The organism is Micromonospora humidisoli, assembly GCF_016900955.1.
Taxonomy (GTDB): domain Bacteria; phylum Actinomycetota; class Actinomycetes; order Mycobacteriales; family Micromonosporaceae; genus Micromonospora; species Micromonospora wenchangensis.
Map to the genome: position 1 here is coordinate 76612 of NZ_JAFEUO010000008.1, position 19524 is coordinate 96135.

Genomic DNA, 19524 nt, shown 5'->3' on the forward strand with positions numbered 1-19524 from the left:
CCGGGCTCAGCCGACCGCCGCCAGGGCGGCGCGGACGCGTTCCACCACCGTCTTGACCCCCGGCTCGGTCAGCTCCGGATAGGTGGGCAGGTTGATCCCGCGCCGGCTCAGGTCGACGGTCACCGGGCAGTGCGCCGCCGGATCGTGGTGGGCGGGCAGTTCGGGGATCGGCACGAAGAAGGGCCGGGTCTCCACGCCGAGCCGGTCCAGCGCCAGCGCCAGCGCGTCCCGGGAGGCGGTGTCCCCGGCGGGCCCGACCAGGAAGCAGGCCATCCACGGCGCGCGGCGGACCCCGGGGAGCACCGGCTGGGCCGACAGCGCCGGCTCGTCGGCGAGTTGCGTCTCGTAGCCGGCGACCACCGCGTCCCGCCGGGCGATGATCTCCTCGGCCCGGTCGAGCTGGGCGCAGAGCAGCGCGGCGGCCAGGTTCGTCATCCGGTAGTTGTAGCCCAGCACCGGGAAGTAGTACCGCCGCTGCGGGTCCATCCCCTGGTTGCGCAGCAGCCGCATCCGTTCGGCCAGCGCCGCGTCGGAGGTGGTCACGCAGCCGCCCTCGCCGGCGGTGAGCACCTTGTTGCCGAAGAACGAGAACGTCGTGGCGTCGGCCAGGGAACCGGTCGGCTCCCCGTCGAGCGTGGCCCCGAAGGACTCCGCGGCGTCGGCGACCAGGAGCAGACCGTGCCGCTGGCACAGCGCGCGCAGGGCCGGATAGTCGGCGGGGTGGCCGTACAGGTCGACGGCGACGACCGCCCGGGTGCGTGGCCCGATCGCCGCGCGGACCGCGGCCGGGTCGACGCACCAGCTCTGCGGCAGGACGTCCACACAGACCGCCCGCGCCCCGCAGTACGCGACGGCGTTCGCGGTCGCCACGTAGGTCAGCGCGGGCACGATGACCTCGTCGCCCGGACCGATCCCGGCGGCGGCGAGGACCAGGTGCAGGGCGACCGTGCCGTTGGCGGTGGCGACCGCGGTGCCGGCGGCGCACCGGCGGGCGAAGCGGTCCTCGAAGTCGGTGAGGAAGGGACCCCGGGAGGAGACCCAGCCGCTGCGCAGGGCCTCCACGACGTACCGTTGCTCAAGGTCGGTCAGGCTCGGGCGGGACACCGGATAGCTGTCGTCGGTCAGGCTCACGAGGTTTCCTCCCCGGTCAGTTCGGCGGCGAACGCCGAGCGCGGCATCGGTCCCGGCCGGCCGTCGGCCACCCAGCGCAGCACGTCGAGGTAGTCGCCGCCGGTCGCCGTCCAGGTGCGGGCGGCCAGCCGGCCGTTGGCGTGCCGGGCGGCGGCGGCGTAGTGCGCCCGGTCGGCCAGCAGCCGGTAGACCGCCTCGGCCAGCGAGGCGGGCTCGGTGGCCGAGAAGACGGCCGCCTCGGCGCCGGTGAACTCCAACTGCGCCAGCAGCGGTTCGGCGTCGGCGCAGGCGACGGGCAGGCCCCAGCTGAACGCCTCCAGCATGGCGCCGCTCGCCGCCTCCCACAGCGACGGGATCACCACCGCGTCGGCGCGGGCGTAGAGGGCGTTCAACTCGTCGAGGGTGACGAACCCGGGGAAGGACACCCGGCCGCGCAGGTCGGGCTGCGCGGCGCGGGCGAGCAGCCGGCTGGCGTCCGGCTCGACCAGCGGACCGGGGCAGACCAGCCGGCACTGCGGGAGCAGCGCCATCGCCTCCAGCAGCGTCGCGTGGTTCTTGTGGGTCGCCGTCGAGGACGGGTAGAGCAGCAGGCCCGGTTCGGGGCGCGCGGCGGCGCGGGCGGGCGCGGGTTGGAACGTCGGGGTGGGGATGAGCGCAGTCCGCTCCGCCGCCTCGGGAAACAGCCGTAGCGTCTCCCGGTACGGGTGCGGCCAGGTCACCACGACGGCGTCGGCGCGGGCCACGTTCTCCCGGACCACCGCGGCGAAGCCGGGGGAGTGGAAGGCGGCCAGCAGGTGCCGCAGGTCGTGCACCACGACGACCGACGGGCCGGTGCCGATCGGGGCGCTGTGGAACGGGTAGAGCGTGACGTCCGCGCCGCGCTGCCGGGGCACCGAGCGGTGCCGGACCGCATTGACCGCCCGGCGTACGGCGAGGGAGTCGCGGACCCGGGTCGGTGTCCAGCGGCGTAGGAGCTGCCCGGGGGCGGTGTCCGAGCGCAGCGGCTGGGTGACCTCGGCCCAGCCGATCCGTTCGGCGGGCACCTGGTCGCGCCACTGGTCCAGGGTGCCCCGCAGCACGTTCACCCGCAGCTCGCAGGAGGTGTCGGCGACCATGCCGGTGAGCAGGCCGTAGGTGAACGCCTCGACCCCGGCGGCGTGGCCGGGCCGGATCGGGGTGGCCTCGACGGTGATCCTCATCGGTCCACCCGCACCAGGCGTCCCATCCGCTCGTCCTCCAGCAGTTGCCGGTCGGCGTCCACCATGATCCTTACCAGGTCGCCGAAGAGGGTCTTGGGCGCCCAGCCCAGCCGCCGCCGGGCCTTGGTGTAGTCGCCGATGAGCGCGTCGACCTCGGCCGGCCGGAAGTAGCGGGGGTCGATCTCGACGTACCGTTGCCAGTCGAGCCCGACCCGGTCGAAGGCGGCCTCGACGAACTCGCGCACCGAGTGCCCCTCGCCGGTGGCCACCACGTAGTCGTCCGGGGTGTCCTGTTGCAGGGCCAGCCACATCGCCTCGACGTACTCGGGGGCGTAGCCCCAGTCCCGGACGGCGTCGAGGTTGCCCAGGTAGAGCCTGTCCTGGATGCCGGCCTCGATCCGGGCGACCGCGCGGGTGATCTTGCGGGTGACGAAGTTCTCCCCCCGTCGGGGGCTCTCGTGGTTGAACAGGATGCCGTTGACGCAGAACATGTCCCACGACTCGCGGTAGTTGACCGCCGTCCAGTAGGCGTAGACCTTGGCGCACGCGTACGGGCTGCGGGGGTGGAACGGGGTCTCCTCGCGCTGGGGCGGCGGGGCGGAACCGAACATCTCCGACGAGGACGCCTGATAGAAGCGGCAGTCGACGTCGGCCGCGCGGGCCGCCTCCAGCATCCGCAGGGCACCGAGCCCGGTGACGTCGGCGGTGTAGCCGGGAATGTCGAACGAGACCCGGACGTGGCTCTGCGCGCCGAGGTTGTAGATCTCGTCCGGCCGGATGTCGCGGATCAGCGCGGTCAACGACGCCGGATCGGACAGGTCGCTGTAGTGCAGGAACAGGCGGGCCTCCCCGTCGCGGGGATGGACGTCCACCTGGTCGATCCGTTCGGTGTTGAACGAGGACGACCTTCGCTTTATCCCGTGCACCGTGTAGCCCTTGTCGAGAAGGAACTCGGACAGATAACTGCCGTCCTGACCGGTGGTGCCGGATATGAGTGCCACTCGCGACATGGGAGTCCTCTCGTGCCGGGTCAGATATTTCTTCGCCGCCTTCCTTATACCGGCTCAAGTCCTGCTGGCTGTGGGTTTCCGGCTAGTGTTCGACGGATTGGCGATAATTGCGTAACGCAGTCACGAAATGGGTCTCCGCTCGTTGAACCGATCAGTTTCGTGTCTTCAGCGAGGAGCGAGGATGGCCGGCGACACCAGCCCCGCGACGGAAGTCGACGAACGGTTGGCCGAGGCCGGGGGGAAGAGTTTCCGGGTCCTCGTCACGGCCGGCTACTTCAGCCCCGGCTGGCGTGCCGGAGGGCCCGTCCGCTCCATTTCCGACGTGCTCGACACGGCCAGCGCCGGGGTCTCCACCATCCTGCTGACCCGCGACCGTGACCTCGGCAGCCCCGCCGCCTATCCCGGCCTGTCCGGCACCTGGGTACGCCGGGGCCGCACCGACATCTTCTACCTCGGCGCACGGCACCCGGCGCACTGGCGGACGCTCTGGCGCTCGCTGCGCTCGGCGCGGTTCGACCTGCTCTACGTCAACAGCGTCTGGTCGGTCTTCTCGATCCTGCCCATCGTCGCGGCCCGGCTCGGCCTGCTGCGGGCGGAGCGCATCCTGGTCGCCCCCCGGGGCGAGTTCGGCGCGGCAGCCCTCGGCCTGCACCGGCTGCGCAAGCGGGTGTTCCTGGCCGGCTGGCGGTGGATGCTGCGGGGACCCCGGGTGCTGTGGCACGCCACCGGACCGCAGGAGGTCGCCGACATCCGCCGGGTGCTGCCCCGGGCCCGCATCGGGGTGGTGGCGATCGCCCCCGGCCCCGAGCCGCACCCCGCCCCGGTCGCGCTGCCGGCCACCGACCATACCCGGCTGGTCTTCATCAGCCGGATCTCCCCGATCAAGAACCTCGACCTGGTGCTCGCCGCGCTCGCCCACGTCCGGGCCCCGGTGCGGCTGGACATCTACGGCCCGGTCGAGGACCCGAGATACTGGCAACGGTGCCGGGAGCTGCGGGCGGCCCTGCCGGACCCGTCGGTGGTCAACTACCTGGGTGAGCTGCCCCCCGGGCAGGTGGGTGCGACGTTCGCCAGGTACGACGCCTCGGTCCTGCCGACCCGGGGCGAGAACTTCGGCAACGCCATCGCGGAGAGCCTCGCGGCGTACTGCCCGGTGGTCTGTTCGGACCGGACACCGTGGACGCCCGTGCTGCGCGACGGCGGCGGACAGGTGCTCACCGAGCTGACCCCGGCGGCGCTCGGCGCGCTGCTCACCCGGATCGCCACCGCCCCGCCCGAGCAGCGGCAGGCGGCCCGGCTCAGCGCGGGGGAGGCCTACCGCAGGTGGCAGCGCAGCCGACCCCGGATCAGCGTGCTCGACCAGGCGTGGCAGGCGATCGACGAACCGCCGCACCGGGTGCCCCCGCAGGGCCGCTCGTCGTGACCACCGCCGACCCGTACGGCCGACGGTTCCCGCAACCACCCAGACCAACCACGAGGAGGCGTCCGTGACCCGGGTGATGACAGTCGTCGGGACCAGGCCGGAGATCATCCGTCTGGCCCGGGTGATCGACACGCTGGACCGGACCGTGCAGCACACGTTGGTGCACACGGGACAGAACTGGGACCCGGCGCTGTCCGACATCTTCTTCACCGAGCTGGGCGTACGCCCGCCCGACCGGTTCCTGCGGGCCGACACCCGGTCGCTGGGCAGCCTGCTCGGCGCGGTGCTGGTCGGCACCGAGAAGGCCATCGCCGAGCTGCGGCCGGACGCGCTGCTGGTGCTCGGCGACACCAACAGCGCCATCGCGGCGCTGATGGCGCGGCGGATGAAGGTGCCGGTCTACCACATGGAGGCGGGCAACCGGTGCTTCGACCTCAACGTGCCGGAGGAGACCAACCGCCGGCTGGTCGACCACGTCGCCGACTTCAACCTGGTCTACTCCGAGCACGCCCGGCGCAACCTGCTCGCCGAAGGACTGCACCCCCGCCGCATCCTGCACACCGGCTCACCGATGCGGGAGGTGCTCGACCACTACCGGCCGCAGATCGAACGGTCCACCATCCTGGCGCAGCTCGCCCTCGAACCGGACGGCTACTTCGTCGTCAGCGCCCACCGGGAGGAGAACGTCGACCACCCGGACCGGCTCCGTCGGCTGCTGGACTGCCTGTGCGCGGTACGCGACGAGTGGCGGCTGCCGCTGCTGGTCTCCACCCACCCGCGCACCCGCAAGCGGCTGGAGGTGCTCGCCGTCGACGGCACCCTGCTGGACGGCATCACCTTCCACGAGCCGTTCGGCTTCTTCGACTACGTGACCCTGCAACGGCACGCCCGGTGCACGCTGTCCGACAGCGGCACGGTCAGCGAGGAGGCGGCGATCCTCGGCTTCCCGGCGGTGACCCTGCGCGAGTCCATCGAACGCCCCGAGGCGCTGGATACCGGGGCGATCGTGATGACCGGCCTCGACCCGGAGGGTGTGGTGGAGGCGGTGCGGGTCGTGGTGGACCAGGTGGCGGCCGGTCCGGTCGACTGCCCGGCGGACTACCGGGTCCCGGACACCTCACGCCGGGTGGTCGACTTCATCCTGTCGACCGTGCGCCGACACCACGACTGGGCGGGCATCCGCCGCTGACCCCGGCGTCACCGGCCGGGCGGGTACCCCGGTGACCACCGTGTCCGCCGGGACGTCCCGGGTCACGCACGCACCCGCGCCCACCACGGCGTCCCGCCCGACCCGCAGCCCCGGCAGGACGGCGGCCGTGGTGCCCACCATGACGCCGTCGTCCAGCCGGCAGTAGCCGGAGACCGCGGCGAGCGGATTGACCGAGACGTGGTCGCCGAGCACGCTGTCGTGCCCCACGGTGCAGTTCTGGTTGAGGTGCACCTGGCGGCCCAGCACCACGTTCGTCGTCACCCGGGCCCCGCCGGCCGCGAACAGCCCCTCCCCGACGACGCAGTCCGGCCCGATCTCCGCCGCCGGGTGCACCACCGTGGCGGCGGGCAGGCCGTACCGCTGGAGGGCCAGATCGGTCTCGCGGCGCAGCCGGGGATGCCCGACGCCCAGCGCCACCGTCAGGCCCGCCTGGCCACCGGCGAGCCAGCGGGTGGGGCCGAGGAAGGGGACGCCGAGCCGCCGCACCCGGGCCACGTTCTCCTCGGTCGGGTAGTCGTCGACGAAGCCCAGGACCCGCCACGGGGCCGCACCTGCCGCGTAAGCATTGAGCAGCCGAATTACCCCGAACATCTCCCTGCCCATGCCGCCCGCGCCTACGATCACTACGTCGGTGGTCAACCGTTGCCCCCTCGGCCACGGAGAACACCGGTCGCGTTCCGCCAGCCGGCCCCGCGCGGGACCGCCGGTGCCCGTCCGACGTGCGCGGCGGCACGGGTCGAGTCCATGGCCCGCGAGCGCACCCTTCCCCTCGACGGCGAACTCCGGCACGGGCCGGGCCCTCCGGCCACCGCCCGTGCGGTGCAGACATCCCTACGGGACGCCGCCTTCCGGGCGGCACGGTGAAGGTGGGCCGATGATGAACAAGTTGACAACGCTGCCCTCCCTGGACGTCGCCGACGCGCCACGACGGTCCGTGGGCACCTACCGGGTGGTCGCGACCGCGGGGGTGTTCGAGCCGGGTTTCCGGGGCGGCGGCCCGATCCGCTCGCTGCGGTTCATCCTGGACACGCTGCCGGGGGACCTCGACGTCACCCTGATCACCCGGGACCGGGACCTCGGCTCGTCAGCACCGTACCCCGGCCTGTCCGGAAGGCTGCTGCGACGCGACGGGCGGTCCGCCGTCTTCTACCTCAACCCGTGGGCCCCCCGGCACTGGGCCCGGCTGGTCCGCCACGTCCGGGCCCGTCCGGTCGACCTGCTCTACGTCAACAGCATCTGGTCGTTGTTCTCGGTGCTGGCGATCCTGGCGGTGGCGCTGCGCCTGGCCCGGGTCGGGGCCATCCTGGTCGCCCCGCGCGGCGAGCTGTCGCCCGGCGCGCTGGCGATCAGGGCCACCAAGAAGCGTGTCTTCCTGGCGCTGTGGGCACCGCTGCTGCGCCGGCTGCGGGTGCGCTGGCAGGCGTGCAGCGGGCTGGAGGAGCGGCAGATCCGGGCCAACCTGCCGTGGGCGCAGGTGATGGTGAACGGCAACGAGAGCCCGATCCCGGCGGACCCGCCCCCACCTGTCGTCGCGCACGACGGTCCGCTGCGGCTGGTCTTCGTCGGCCGGATCTCGCCGATGAAGAACCTGCGTACCGCCCTGGAGGCGGTGGCCGGCACCACCCGGCCGGTGGAGTTCGACATCTTCGGCCCGGCGGAGGACCCGCACTACTGGTCGCGCTGCCAACGGGTCATCGCGACCATGCCGGGACACGTCCGGGTCCGCTACCTCGGCGAACTCGCGGCGGCGGACGTCATGCCGACGTTCAGCCGCTACGACGCGTTCCTCTTCCCCACCCTCGGTGAGAACTTCGGCCACGTCATCCTGGAGAGCCTGGCGTCGGGTTGCCCGGTCGTCTGCTCGGACAACACGCCGTTCAGCGACCTGATCGCCGACACCGGAGGGATGGTGGTCCGCCCGGCGACGGCGGCCGACCTCAGCCGGGTGCTCGACCTGCTCGCCGACCGGACACCCGCCGAACGCGCCGAGGCCAAGGCCACCGCCGGGCGGCGCTACCGGCACTGGCGGCAGCGGCACCGGGAACTGCACGTGCTGGCCCACGCCCGCCAGTTCTGCGGCTGACCGTCGAGGACGGCGGTCAGCCGTCACCGGGGTCGGACCCCGGTCGTTGTCCCAGTGAGCGGACCCGCCCGTCCCCGGGCTGGCAGCCCGGGACCGTACCTGCGATCGAGGACAGCCAGTGCCCAGTCGTGTTCGTACGATGGCCCGGCGCGTACGGGACCATCTGGCCGCGTCCCGCGACCCCGAGGCGTTCGTCAGGTCCCTGGGGGTCAACCTCACCGGTCGGGTCAGGTTCTACGGGGTCAACCGGGCGATGTTCGGCTCGGAACCCTGGCTGATCACCATCGGCGACAACGTCTACGTCACCTCCGAGGTGCAGTTCATCACCCACGACGGCGGCACGCTGATCCTCCGCAAGGAGTATCCCGACCTCGACTGGACCGCGCCGATCACGATCGGCGACGACGTCTACATCGGCATGCGTGCGATGATCCTGGCCGGCGTCACCATCGGCAACCGGTGCGTCATCGGGGCCGGTTCGGTGGTCACCCGGGACGTCCCGGACAACACGGTGGCGGCCGGGGTCCCGGCCCGGCCGCTGCGCACCACCGACGAGTACCTGGAACGGCTGCGGGCCAAGTCGCTGGGCATCGGGCACCTGCCCGTCCCGGCCAAGCACGAGGCGATGAAACGGATCTACGGCGTCCCCACCGGCTGACGTCCCGCCCGGCCGCCGGGTCAGGCCCGCCGGTAGGCGACCTGCGGCGGGGGGAACCGGTGCAGCCCGGCGATGGTGATCGCCCCCAGCGCGCCGGTCACCCCGGTCACCTCGTAGCCGTACCGGTCGCCGGTCATCGCCGCCGCCGTCGAACCCAGGTTCAGCACGGTGGCGCAGCCGACGCCACTGGCCCGCACCGTCGGCGCGGTGCCGCCGCTGACCTGCCACACCTGCGCGTACCAGTGCCAGCCGGCCGGCAGCCCGACGGGCGCGGCCAGCACCGACTCCTTCACCCCGACGGTGGTGACGGCCACGGCGCCGAAGTCGGCGACCGGGCCGAGCAGGGCGGGCCGGCCGGTGGCCGGGTCGTGGGCGTACACGCCGTGGCGCAGCACGCCGGTGCCGACCCGGGTCACCTCCACGCAGGCCCGGTCGACCGGGGTCGGCTCGGCCAGGAAGAACGGGTGCAGCAGCAGCTGCTGGTAGGCACCGGTGCAGGTGCTCTCCACCGTCGGGCCGGACCGGACGAGGAAGTAGCCGCCCCGGGCGAGGGACGCCCCCGGCAGCGGCTGCGCCACGGCCCCGTCGGGGTCCGCGCGCCACATCCCGTAGCCGGGGGAGACCGGCACGGCGTACGGCACACCGGCGACGGTGACCCGGTCGGGCACGGTGAGGTTCGTCGCGCCCACCGGCACCAGCAGCCGGTGGAACAGCTCGGGCGCGGCCAGTTCGGCCTGGGCGACCGTGCCGACCCGTTCGATCACCACGAAGTCGTCGTCGCCGGCGGAGACGACGAGCCCGGTGGCGGTCGACGGCGGGGCCAGGTAGCGGCGGTAGGCGGTCCCGGTCACCGACTCACCGGCGGCCAGGGTGCGCCCCCACACCAGCTGCGGGTAGTTCTTCTTCAGGCTGGAGCTGATGAACCAGCTCTTGGCCGTGGTGTAGCGGGCCCGGACGGTGGGCACCCCGTCCGCGACCGGCAGCAACCCGACGGCGATGCCCCACTGCTGCACGCTGCCGCCGCTGACCACCCACTGGGTCATGCTGGCCGCCGGCATCGTCCGGTCGGTGAGGTTGGCCGGGGTGACGTCGGTGAGGGCGGCGAGGGTGTCGATGTTGGCCCAGGTCGACCAGTTCAGGCCGCCGGCCACCCCCACGTTCGGCATGAACTGCCGGCGGGAGCCGCCCGTCACCGGTGTCAGCGGCGCGCACTGGGTGACGCCCGCGTTGAGGGTGAACCGGGTCAGCGCGGTCACCGTCTGGGTGACGAGCAGGCCGCCACCGGGCGACCAGCGGTAGACGTTGGCGATCCGGCACAGCGACGGGATCCTGGGCATGATCGTGGCGATCGGGGTGCCGACGTTCGCCCGCGCCGTGTCGATCATGCCTTGGTAGGTCGGGATGAGGTACGACTCCCGGATCACCAGTTCCAGTCCGGTCGACCGGCCGTCGGGCACCGGCCGGCCGTCGAGTTCGACGGCGACCGTGTGCGAGTGGGTGGCGGGGCGGATCTGCACGTCCGGGGTGAGACCGGTGATCGGCACGGTGGTCCGGTTGGTCGCCCCCGAGACGTGGGTGAGCGGCCCGGCCGGCTTGACCCGGGCACCCTGCGCGATGCCGTCCACCACCGTGTACGGGTTGCCGAACAGCAGGCTGTTGGCGTTGGTGACGGCCAGCAGGGTGAAGATGCGGGTGCCGTCGCTCCACTGCGAACCCACGTCGGCGGTCGTCTTGCCGTGGTTGGTCACGACGATCTGGTTGCCGACGTTGTAGCCGTGGTTGCCGCCGACGTACGACCAGCCGGTGTTGATCGGGCAGTTGTCGTCGGAGGTGTCGTGGACGCGGGTGCCCACGGCGGACATGACCGGCCACACCTGGGCGTCGGTGGCGGTCGAGGGCACGAGGCTCACCTGCGGCAGGCCGGAGTGCCACAGGCCGACCATCCCCTCGGGGTACGCCAGGTTGGCCGGCATCACCACGTCCCGGGTGGCGTCGAACCGCGACCTGACCGACATCAGGGCGTTGGACCGGTAGACGATCAGCTCGGGCATCCCACACCTCCACCGTGACGCACGACGACCCTGTCACTGTGCGCGTTTCCGCAGCTCACGGCGCTTTTTGGTCGGTTCCCGGACAGCACCGTCGGCCGTTCGGTGGAGACCGGTCCGGCCGCCGGCCGACATCCCCGCCGTGGGGAGGGTGAATTTCGCGCCGCCGCCGTAACGTGCCGCGCCCTGGCTCGATGTACAGGTGATGTGCGTACATGGGGGTGGTTCATGCGCATTCTGATTACGGGTGGGGCCGGTTTCATCGGCGCCAACCTGGCCCGCGCCGCGTTGGCCGAGCCGGCCGTCAAAGAGGTCAGCGTCCTCGACGACTTCTCGGTGGGGCTGCGCGGCAACCTCGCCGGGCTCGACGTCGACCTCGTCGAAGGGTCGATCCTGGACCCGGCGGCCCTGGACGCGGCGATGGCGGGCCGGGAGGCGGTGGTCCACCTGGCCGCGCTGCCCAGCGTGCCCCGGTCGCTGCGGGACCCGCTCGCCTCCCACCACGCCAACGCCACCGGCACGCTGATGGTGCTGGAGGCGGCCCGCCGGCACGACGTCGGGCACGTACTGGTCGCCTCCTCCTCGTCGGTGTACGGGATGAACCCGGCACTGCCCAAGGCGGAGCTGACCTGGACCCGCCCGATGAGCCCGTACGCGGCCAGCAAGCTCGCCACCGAGGCGTACGCGCTGGCCCACCAGGCGTCGTTCGGGCTGCCCACGCTGGCGTTCCGGTTCTTCAACGTGTTCGGCCCCGGGCAGCGCCACGACCACGCGTACGCGGCCGTCATCCCCCGGTTCACCCACGCCGCCCTGCGCGGCGAGCCGGTGCAGGTGCACGGCGACGGCACCCAGTCCCGCGACTTCACCTACGTGGGCACGGTCTGCGAGGTCATCCTCGACGCGGTGCGCCGCCGGGTGCACCACCCGCACCCGGTCAACCTCGCCTTCGGCGCGCGGGCCAGCCTGCTCCAGGTCCTCGACGAGTTGGAGGAACTGCTGGGCCGGCCGATCGCCCGGGAACACGTGGCACCGCGTACCGGGGACGTCCCGCACTCGCTGGCCGACAACACCACCCTGCGGGAGTTGTTCCCGGACGTCACCCCGGTGGAGCGCCGGCAGGGGCTGCGGGCCACGGCCGGGTGGCTGGCCGAGCGGCTGGCCGTCGCCCCCGCCCCCCTCCGGTGACCCGGGCCGTGGGCCGGGCCGCCGCCGGCACGGTCCCCGCCGACGCGACGGCCGTCGGGACCACACCCGCGACCACCACCCCCGCCCCCGCAGCGGCCGGCACGACGGCCGACGGAACGACGACCGGCGGCACGACGGCCGACGACGGGACGACGACCACCCCCGCGCCGCCAGCCCCGGCGTCGGGGCCCAGCCGGGACCGGACCGTCACGGTGGGCATCGCCACCGCGATGGTGGCCAAGGGGATCGGCCTGGCCGCGCCGCTGGTCATCACCCCCGCCTGCTTCCGCTACCTCGGTGAGCAGCGGTACGGCCTGTGGATGGCGATCACCGCGCTCACCGGGATGGCCTGGTTCGCCGACCTGGGGCTGGGCAACGGGCTGCTCACCCGGCTCGGTCAACTGGCCGACGACCCCCGCCAGCAGGCCCGGGAGATCTCCGGTGCGTTCGCCACCCTCGGCGTGGTCGCGGTGCTGCTGCTGGCCGCCCTGCTGGTGGTGACGCCGGTGGTGCCCTGGGTGGAGCTGTTCGCCGTCGGTGACCCGGGCGTCGCCGCGCAGACCCCCACCCTGGTCCTGCTCTGCTTCGGCGCGTTCGTCGTCAACATCCCGCTCTCGCTGGTCCAACGGGTGCAGTACGCCCGTGGCCAGATGGTGCAGAGCAACGCCTGGCAGTCGGCCGGTGCCCTGGCCGCCCTGGCCGTGGTGCTCGCCGCCATCGCCGCCGGCTGGCCACCGCTGGTGGTCGTCGCCGGTGCGGTGCTGGCCCTGCCGGTGACCAACCTGCTCAACACCGTCACCTACTTCTGGGCCTGCCCACCGGCCCACCGGCCGGGGCCACGACTCGTGCACCGGGACACCGTCGCCGGCCTGCTCCGGCTGGGCGTGCGGTTCTTCGTGCTCACCACGATGTCGTCGATCGCGCTGAACGTGGACAACCCGCTGGTCGCCAACGTGCTGGGGCTCGCGGCAGCGGCGCACTACGCGGTCGTGGGAAAGCTTTTCGGCGTGCTGTGGGTCTTCGTCGGGCTGGTGGGCATGACGGTCTGGCCGGTCAACGGCGCCGCCCTGGCCCGCGGCGAGGTGGCCTGGGTACGCCGCAACACCCGGCGGATGGTGCTGCTCTACGGGGTGGTGGTGGGCTCGGTCGGGTTGGCGCTGGTCGGCACCGGTCACCGGCTGATCGCCCTCTGGCTCGGGTCCGTCGACCGGTCGACGATCCGGCTGCCCGTCCTCGTCGGGCTCGCCAGCTGGTCGCTGCTGGTCGCGGTCACCTCACCGCTGCTCATGGTGCAGAACAGCATCGGCCTGCTCCGGCCGCAGTTCGTCGGGTGGGCGGCGTTCCTGGTGCTGGCCACCGCGCTCAAGGTCTGGGGGCTGCGCCAGTTCGGCCTGGCCGGGCTGCCGGCGGCGGCCTGCGTCGCGTACCTGTCGACCATGGTGCCGGCCGCGCTGGTGGGCTACCGGCGGGCGCTGGCCCGGTGTGGTCCGTCGTGACCGGCCGGCTGCGGGTGCTGCGGGTCGTCGGCGAGCTGAACTTCGGCGGCACCGAGATGCGTACCGCCGAACTGCTGCCCCGGCTCGCGGCCGGCGGCGTCGACCTGCACCTGGTGACGCTCAGCGACCGGATCGGCCCGGGGCCGCTGGCCGACGTGGTCGCCCGGCACGGCGGCAGCGTCACCGCGATCCCCCTCGACCCGCGCTTCCCGCTGCGGTTCCTGCGGCTGCTCGCACGGCTGCGCCCGGACGTGGTGCACGCCGACTGCGCCAACTTCTCCGGCGTGCCGCTCGCGCTGGGCGCGCTGCGCGGCGTACCCGGGCGGGTCGCGCACTTCCGGGGCGACGACAACACGCCGCGCACCCTGCGCCGCCGGGTCTACCGGTGGGTCTGCGGGCGGCTGCTGCGGGTCTGCGCCACCGACATCCTCGGTGTCTCGCCCAGCTCCCTGACCTTCGGTTACCACCCGGGCTGGCGGGCCGACCCCCGGTGCCGGGTGGTGCTCAACGGGCTCGACCTCGACCGGCTGCGCCGCCCCAGCCCCGACGACCTGCGGGCCCTGATCGGCGCGGGACCGGCCGACCTGGTCTGCGTGACGGTGGGCCGGGCCTCACCCGAGAAACGCCGCTGGCTGCTGCCGCCGATCCTGGCCGCGCTGCGCGACCGGGGGGTGTCCGCGCACGCGGTGCTGGTCGGGCCGGGCGACCCGGCCGACGACGAACGGGTCCGCGCGGCGGCGGACGCCGTCGGACTCGGCGACCGGGTGCACCTGCTGGGCCCCCGCGACGACGTGGGTGGGCTGCTGCGGCAGGCCGACGTCGTCGTCCACCCGTCCTGCCTGGAGGGGCTGCCCGGGGGAGTGCTGGAGCCCGTCGCGTTGGGCGTCGGCACGGTCGCCGCCGACCTGCCGGGCGTGCGCTTCATCGACGAGCGGCTGCCCGGGGTGACAGTCGTCGGGGTCGACGCCCCGCCGCAGGTGTGGGCGCGGGCGGTGGGCCGGGCGGCGGCGTACACCGCGTCGACCGCCCCCGCGGTGGCCGCCGACCGGTTCGTCGCCAGTGCCTTCGCCATCGACACGGCCGCCGCCGCCCACCTGGAGATCTACCACCGGTGGGCGGCGGCCCACCCCGGTCGGGACCGCACGCCACGACAGAGCAGCCGGCCACCTGTCGGCTCGGGACGGTGAGACAGATGAACGAGCAGACCGTGGTCGTGGGTCGGCGACCCCTACCGGACGGCGGACCGACCGTGCGGACCGGCCCACCGGGTCCCCTGCTCGTCGGTGCCTACGCCTTCCCGCACGGCGACGCGACCTCCAACCGGCTGCTGCAACTCGCCCGGTCCGCCGCGCCCGAGGGCACCCGCACGCTCGTCGTCAACGACTGGCCCTGCGAGCTGCCCTTTCCCGCCCGGCCACCCGAGGCGGCCGGCGTCGACCTGGTCACCCTGCGCGTGCGGGGCCGGTACCGGCTCACCCGGCTGCCGGCCCGGCTGGCCCGCCCGGTCCGCGTGCTGCGGGCCGCCCGCCGGCAGGGGGTACGCCGGGGCGACGTGAGCGTGGTGCTGCTGCCGATGGCGCTGATGACGCTGGGCAACTGGGCGGTCCTGCGGCTCGCGTTGCGTTGCCCGGTGGTGGTCGACGCCAGCGAACGCCACGACCGGCGACAGTTCCGCCACGGGTGGCTCACCCCGTACTACGTCCGGCACCGGTGGTCGACGTTCCTGGCCACCCGGCTGGTCGACCGGGCCACCGCGGTCTCCACCACGCTGGCCGGCTACCTCACCGGGCACGGGATGTCGGTGCTGGTGGTGCCGCCGCAGGTCGACTGCGACGACTTCCCGGCGGCCCGGCCACCCGCGCTCTCCACCGGCCTGCGGCTGCTCTATGCCGGCACCCCCGGCCGCAAGGACATGCTGGACGTGATCCTGCGCGGGATCAGCCTGCTCACCCCGGCGCAGCAGCGCCGGGTCAGCCTGACCATCGCCGGGGTCACCCGTGAGGCCGCCGCCACCCACTCCGACCTGGACGTCGCGGTCCTCGACGGGATCGTGGCCGAGGTGCGGTTCCTCGGCCGGGTCCCCCGTGACACGGTGCTGACGCTGCTCGCGGAGTCGCACTTCTCGATGCTGGTCCGCCCCACCGGCGGGTACGCGGCCAACGGTTTCCCGTCCAAGGTGCCGGAGAGCCTCGCCGCCGGCTGCCCGGTGCTGCTCAACCACACCAGCGACCTGGCCGCCCACGTGCACGACGGCGTCGAAGGGCTGGTGCTCGACGGCAACGGCCCGGACGACGTGCGGCGGGGGATCGAGCGGGCGCTGCGGCTGCGCGACGAGGAGTGGACGGCGATGAGCCGGGCCGCCCGGTCCCGGGCCCGCGGTTCGTTCGACCACCGCGCCTGGCGGGACGAGGTCAGCGCCTTCCTGGTGGCCGACGACCGGCGCTGAGCCGGGTGCACACGAAGCGGTGGGCGTCCCGACCGGGACGCCCACCGTCGCGTGACCTCAGCGCAGGGCCGGGACCGGTAGGCGGATCAGGCCGTCGGCCGGGACACCGACCCACGGCGGGGACGACGCCGGCTCCGCCTCCGGTTCGTCGACGTCGACGCGTTCACCGGGCAGGTGCAGCAGCACCCCGGCGGCCACGCACCAGAACACGTACGGGTACGTCTGACCGGTGCCGAAGATGGCCGACTCGGTGATCTGGATCAGCAGGCCGGTGACGACGAGCCAGACCAGCCCGGAGTCGGCCCGGCGTACCGGTGCGCGCAGCGCGACCCGTCCGACGGCCAGTAGCAGCAGCGCCAGCGGCGCCACGGCGGCGAGCCCCAGTTCCAGCAGCAGTTGCAGGTAGCTGTTGTGCACCACGCTCACCCCGGTCCCGAAGGACTCGTCGAGGCTGGCGAGGGCGAACAGGTGGTTGCGGGAGGCGTACCCGAAGCCCAGGGTGGGGCGGTTCTGCCACCACAGGTCGACGGTGGCCTGCCACATCTCGGTGCGGCCGTTGGACAGGTCGCCGCCGGTGGGGTCGGTGAAACGCAGCACGAGCTGCCGCATCCAGGGGCCGGCGAACAGGACCGGCAACAGGTTGAACAGGTACGCCACCAGCAGCCCCACGGCCAGTCCGGCACCCAGCCGGACCATCCGGCCCAGCCCGTTGCGCAGCACCACCCAGCAGGCCCCGGCGAGCACGGCGATCAGGCCGGTGCGGGACTGCGACAGCAGCAGGCAGGCGACGGCCGGCACCATGCCGAGCAGGTCCACCCGGCGACGGGATTGCCGGTAGACGGCCCAGCCCAGCGGCGTGGTCAGGGCGCAGACGATGCTGAGCATGTTGGGGTTGTTGTAGAGGCCCTCGAACCGGTCGGTGCGCGACAGCGCGGCCATCAGCGTACCGTCGGTGAACCCGACGCCGAGGCTGATCACTGCGGAGCCGCTGAGGACCAGGTAGACCATGCGCAGGTCGGCCAGCATGACCGCCCGGTCGGTCCACCGGCGGCGGACCAGGACGTGCACCAGGGCGGCCAGCAGGAGCAGCGCCACGCCCCGTTGCAGGGTCTCCAACGGCACCACCGACCAGGTGAAGCTCACCGTGGCCAGGCCGGCCATCGCCCAGAGCGCGCCGACGAGCAGGCGGGTCCACGGGTCGACCCGGGCCACCGTCCGGCCCGGCGCGCCCAGCGCCCAGACGACCAGGACGGCCACCGCCGCGTACCGGGGATAGAAGCTGGCCTCCACCAGGGCCGGCAGCTTCGACGAGGCGCAGACCAGCAGCGCCATGGTCAGGCCCAGCAGCCACCGCCAGCCGTCCATCTGCTGCGCGAGCGCGAACAGCGCGAGCAGCAGCAGCGCCACCGCGCCGACCGCGACCAGCGGGACGGTGACGCTGGCGACGGTGGTGACCACCACGGCCAGGACCGCCCCGACGACCAGGCACAGTTGACCCACTCGGTTCCCCACGTGATGTCCTTCGACTCCGACAGGCCGGCAACGCCGGCGGTGGTCGTTTGCTGCGTCAGCGCGGCGCGCCCGCCAGGCCCGGCCGGGCCTGGCCGAACGCCCAACGTTCCCGGGCGGCGTGCAACGCGGTGATCATGTCCGGCCAGCTCGGCGGACGGTATCCGGTGGCGTGGGTGAGGGCGTCCGCGCGCAGCGACCGGTCGCAGACGAACCCGTCGTCAGGCACCAGCTCACCGGGCCACCCGTACACCTCGGCGACCAGCCGGAGCAGGTCGTACTTCGTGATCGGTTCGGCGGCGACGTGGTAGAGGCCGGTGAGCTCCGGCCGGGGCAGGACCACCGTACGCAGCAGCCGGGCGAACTCCACGGTCGTCACCCCGCTGTAGACCGCCCTGGTGAAGCCGCGCACCCGAGCCCGTTGGGAGAGGAACCAGTCGACCAGGGAACGGCTCGTGGTCAGCTCGTGCCCGACGATCGAGGTACGCAGGGTGAGCGCCGACGCCCCCGTCGCCTCACCCAGCAGTTTGGACCGGCCATAGAGGTCGGGCGGGTCGGGCAGGTCGTCCTCGGTGTAGCCGCCCCGCCGGCCGGAGAACACGCAGTCGGTGCTGACGTGGACGAGCCGGCCGCCGACCTGTGCGCAGGCGTCGGCCAGCAGGTGGGGGAGGAGCGCGTTGAGGGTGACCGTCGGGACCGCGTCCTGCACGTCCGGCCGCTGCTTGATGACGCCGACGCAGTTGACGACGACGTCCGGCCGCACCTCGTCGACGAGCCGTCGGACGTGGTCGAAGCGAGTCACGTCGACGGCCGGGACGATGCGGGCCAGCAGGTGCGGCGGATACCAGCCCGCCCGGTCGTCGATGCTGCGGGCGAGGCCGTGCACGTCGAGCGTCGGATCGTCGGCGAGTTCCCGCAGCACGGCGTGCCCGAGCATGCCGGTGACGCCGACGACGAGGACCCGCCGCGCCGGGGCGGCGGCCCGCTGGTCCGCCCGGTCGTCGGTGCGACGGCGGGGCACCCGGTCCGGGCGGGTGGCGTCGGCGGTCGCGCTCAACGCGTCACCACTGCCGGAGTGGCGGCCTCGACCTGCGCGCGCACCTCGGGCAGCGTCATCAGCAACGACTCGATCTCCGGTACGGACAGTCGGCGGGCGTTGTGCGAGTGGAAGTCGGCGAGGCCGCCGTGTTCGACGTCGCCCTCCTCGAAGTACAGGGAGTAGTTGAGGTCGCGGCTGTCCACCGGCACCCGCAGGAAGTCGCCGAGGTCCTCGGCGAACGCGAGTTCCTCCCGGCTGGCCAGGGTCTCGTAGAGCTTCTCCCCGTGCCGGATGCCGAGCACGGTGAATTTCGCCGGCACCCCGAACAGGTTGCACAACGCGGTGGCCAGGTCGCCGATGGTGCAGGCGTCGGCCTTGCGGATGAAGACGTCCCCGGGCTGGCCGAAGGTGAACGCGTGCTCCACCAGTTCCACCGATTCGGGCAGCGACATCAGGAAACGGGTCATCGACGGGTCGGTGACCGTCGGCAGGCCGCCGCGCAGGATCTGGTCGATGAACAACGGAATCACCGATCCGCGCGAGTACATGACATTGCCGTAACGCACGCAGCAGACCCTGGTCCGGGCCGTCGCGTTGTTACGGGAGTGCGCCTGCGCCACCTTTTCCATCAACGCCTTGGTCAGGCCCATCGCGTTGACCGGGTAGACGGCCTTGTCGGTGCTGAGCAGGACCAGCGTCTCGACCCCGACGCGTTCGCAGGCGTCCACCACGTTGGCGCTGCCGAGCACGTTCGTGCGGACCGCCTCCAGGGGGAAGAACTCGCAGGAGGGCACCTGCTTGAGCGCCGCGGCGTGGAACACGAACTCCATGCCCCGGGCGGCCTTGAGCACGCTGTCGTAGTCGCGCACGTCACCGATGTAGTAGCGGACCCGGTCGTTGCCGAGGCGGTGGCGCATCGCGTCCTGTTTCGACTCGTCCCGGCTGAGGACCCGCACCTCGGCGGCACCGGCGTCGAGCAGTCGGGAAACCATTGTCTGGCCGAACGAACCAGTGCCCCCGGTGACCAGGAAACGCCTGTCCGCAAGCGAGGAAAGCATTTCTCCTCCTGCCTTTTCCCGTCGGACCA

Annotated in this window: 16 protein-coding genes; 8 read left to right on the forward strand and 8 right to left on the reverse strand. The window is 73.0% G+C overall.

Annotated features, from left to right (window positions below):
• Positions 1-6: 6 nt before the first annotated feature.
• The 3 genes from JQN84_RS26100 to gmd are packed head-to-tail and all read right to left on the reverse strand — an operon-like array spanning position 7 to position 3340.
• The gene (locus tag JQN84_RS26100) at positions 7-1131 is read right to left on the reverse strand and encodes a DegT/DnrJ/EryC1/StrS family aminotransferase (protein ID WP_204961215.1); all 1125 of its coding nucleotides are present in this window, start codon (positions 1129-1131) and stop codon (positions 7-9) included.
• Positions 1128-2330 (reverse strand): glycosyltransferase, encoded by a 1203-nt coding sequence (locus JQN84_RS26105; protein ID WP_204961216.1) that lies wholly within the window; start codon positions 2328-2330, stop codon positions 1128-1130. Before JQN84_RS26105 ends, JQN84_RS26100 begins: the two co-directional genes overlap by 4 nt.
• On the reverse strand, positions 2327-3340 hold the full coding sequence (gene gmd, locus JQN84_RS26110) for a GDP-mannose 4,6-dehydratase (RefSeq protein WP_204961217.1): 1014 nt from the start codon (positions 3338-3340) through the stop codon (positions 2327-2329). Before gmd ends, JQN84_RS26105 begins: the two co-directional genes overlap by 4 nt.
• Before the next feature lie 181 nt (positions 3341-3521).
• Here gmd and JQN84_RS26115 point away from each other — a divergent pair, with 181 nt between their 5' ends.
• Both JQN84_RS26115 and wecB read left to right on the forward strand, forming a co-directional pair.
• On the forward strand, positions 3522-4763 hold the full coding sequence (locus tag JQN84_RS26115; RefSeq protein WP_204961218.1) for a glycosyltransferase: 1242 nt from the start codon (positions 3522-3524) through the stop codon (positions 4761-4763).
• Between the two features lie 64 nt (positions 4764-4827).
• Complete coding sequence (gene wecB / locus JQN84_RS26120) at positions 4828-5952, forward strand: non-hydrolyzing UDP-N-acetylglucosamine 2-epimerase (RefSeq protein ID WP_204961219.1); 1125 nt, start codon at positions 4828-4830, stop codon at positions 5950-5952.
• Here the strand turns inward: wecB and JQN84_RS26125 are convergent.
• A complete protein-coding gene (locus JQN84_RS26125; protein WP_204961220.1) occupies positions 5881-6612 on the reverse strand; it encodes a NeuD/PglB/VioB family sugar acetyltransferase in 732 nt (243 codons plus the stop codon). The genes wecB and JQN84_RS26125 overlap by 72 nt on opposite strands.
• A gap of 238 nt (positions 6613-6850) precedes the next feature.
• On the opposite strand from JQN84_RS26125, the gene JQN84_RS26130 reads away from it, so the two are divergent.
• Positions 6851-8056 carry a glycosyltransferase family 4 protein gene (locus JQN84_RS26130; protein ID WP_204961221.1) on the forward strand — a complete coding sequence of 402 codons (1206 nt, stop codon included), beginning with the start codon at positions 6851-6853 and terminating at the stop codon, positions 8054-8056.
• Positions 8057-8195: 139 nt separating this feature from the next.
• Entirely contained in the window at positions 8196-8714 is a 519-nt protein-coding gene (locus JQN84_RS32140; protein WP_204961222.1) for an acyltransferase, read from the forward strand.
• A 20-nt stretch (positions 8715-8734) separates the two neighbouring features.
• Here the strand turns inward: JQN84_RS32140 and JQN84_RS26140 are convergent, their stop codons facing one another.
• Positions 8735-10765, reverse strand: a complete 2031-nt coding sequence (locus JQN84_RS26140) for a hypothetical protein (RefSeq protein WP_204961223.1) — start codon at positions 10763-10765, stop codon at positions 8735-8737.
• 225 nt (positions 10766-10990) lie between these two features.
• On the opposite strand from JQN84_RS26140, the gene JQN84_RS26145 reads away from it, so the two are divergent.
• The 4 genes from JQN84_RS26145 to JQN84_RS26160 are packed head-to-tail and all read left to right on the forward strand — an operon-like array spanning position 10991 to position 15889.
• Entirely contained in the window at positions 10991-11947 is a 957-nt protein-coding gene (locus JQN84_RS26145) for an NAD-dependent epimerase/dehydratase family protein (protein ID WP_204961224.1), read from the forward strand.
• Complete coding sequence (locus tag JQN84_RS26150; protein WP_204961225.1) at positions 11944-13443, forward strand: lipopolysaccharide biosynthesis protein; 1500 nt, start codon at positions 11944-11946, stop codon at positions 13441-13443. The genes JQN84_RS26145 and JQN84_RS26150 overlap by 4 nt, the downstream gene beginning before the upstream one ends.
• Positions 13428-14630 carry a glycosyltransferase gene (locus JQN84_RS26155; RefSeq protein ID WP_204961226.1) on the forward strand — a complete coding sequence of 401 codons (1203 nt, stop codon included), beginning with the start codon at positions 13428-13430 and terminating at the stop codon, positions 14628-14630. The genes JQN84_RS26150 and JQN84_RS26155 overlap by 16 nt, the downstream gene beginning before the upstream one ends.
• Positions 14631-14635: 5 nt before the next feature.
• A complete protein-coding gene (locus JQN84_RS26160; RefSeq protein WP_204961227.1) occupies positions 14636-15889 on the forward strand; it encodes a glycosyltransferase in 1254 nt (417 codons plus the stop codon).
• A gap of 57 nt (positions 15890-15946) precedes the next feature.
• Here the strand turns inward: JQN84_RS26160 and JQN84_RS32415 are convergent, their stop codons facing one another.
• The 3 genes from JQN84_RS32415 to JQN84_RS26175 are packed head-to-tail and all read right to left on the reverse strand — an operon-like array spanning position 15947 to position 19495.
• A complete protein-coding gene (locus JQN84_RS32415; protein WP_204961228.1) occupies positions 15947-17401 on the reverse strand; it encodes an O-antigen ligase family protein in 1455 nt (484 codons plus the stop codon).
• A gap of 55 nt (positions 17402-17456) precedes the next feature.
• Positions 17457-18455, reverse strand: coding sequence for a dTDP-4-dehydrorhamnose reductase family protein (locus JQN84_RS26170; protein ID WP_204961229.1), 999 nt, complete (start codon positions 18453-18455; stop codon positions 17457-17459).
• Positions 18452-19495: a polysaccharide biosynthesis protein gene (locus JQN84_RS26175; RefSeq protein WP_204961230.1), complete on the reverse strand. Its 1044-nt coding sequence runs from the start codon at positions 19493-19495 to the stop codon at positions 18452-18454. Before JQN84_RS26175 ends, JQN84_RS26170 begins: the two co-directional genes overlap by 4 nt.
• Between the last annotated feature and the right edge of the window lie 29 nt (positions 19496-19524).

Excerpts from the sequence above, each read along its gene's own strand:
- JQN84_RS26130 (WP_204961221.1), top strand. The coding sequence starts at position 6,851 with ATGAACAAGTTGACAACGCTGCCCTCCCTGGACGTCGCCGACGCGCCA.
- JQN84_RS26145 (WP_204961224.1), top strand. The coding sequence starts at position 10,991 with ATGCGCATTCTGATTACGGGTGGGGCCGGTTTCATCGGCGCCAACCTG.
- JQN84_RS32140 (WP_204961222.1), top strand. The coding sequence starts at position 8,196 with ATGGCCCGGCGCGTACGGGACCATCTGGCCGCGTCCCGCGACCCCGAG.
- JQN84_RS26160 (WP_204961227.1), top strand. The coding sequence starts at position 14,636 with ATGAACGAGCAGACCGTGGTCGTGGGTCGGCGACCCCTACCGGACGGC.
- JQN84_RS26175 (WP_204961230.1), bottom strand. The coding sequence starts at position 19,495 with ATGCTTTCCTCGCTTGCGGACAGGCGTTTCCTGGTCACCGGGGGCACT.
- JQN84_RS26115 (WP_204961218.1), top strand. The coding sequence starts at position 3,522 with ATGGCCGGCGACACCAGCCCCGCGACGGAAGTCGACGAACGGTTGGCC.
- JQN84_RS26140 (WP_204961223.1), bottom strand. The coding sequence starts at position 10,765 with ATGCCCGAGCTGATCGTCTACCGGTCCAACGCCCTGATGTCGGTCAGG.
- gmd (WP_204961217.1), bottom strand. The coding sequence starts at position 3,340 with ATGTCGCGAGTGGCACTCATATCCGGCACCACCGGTCAGGACGGCAGT.
- JQN84_RS26105 (WP_204961216.1), bottom strand. The coding sequence starts at position 2,330 with ATGAGGATCACCGTCGAGGCCACCCCGATCCGGCCCGGCCACGCCGCC.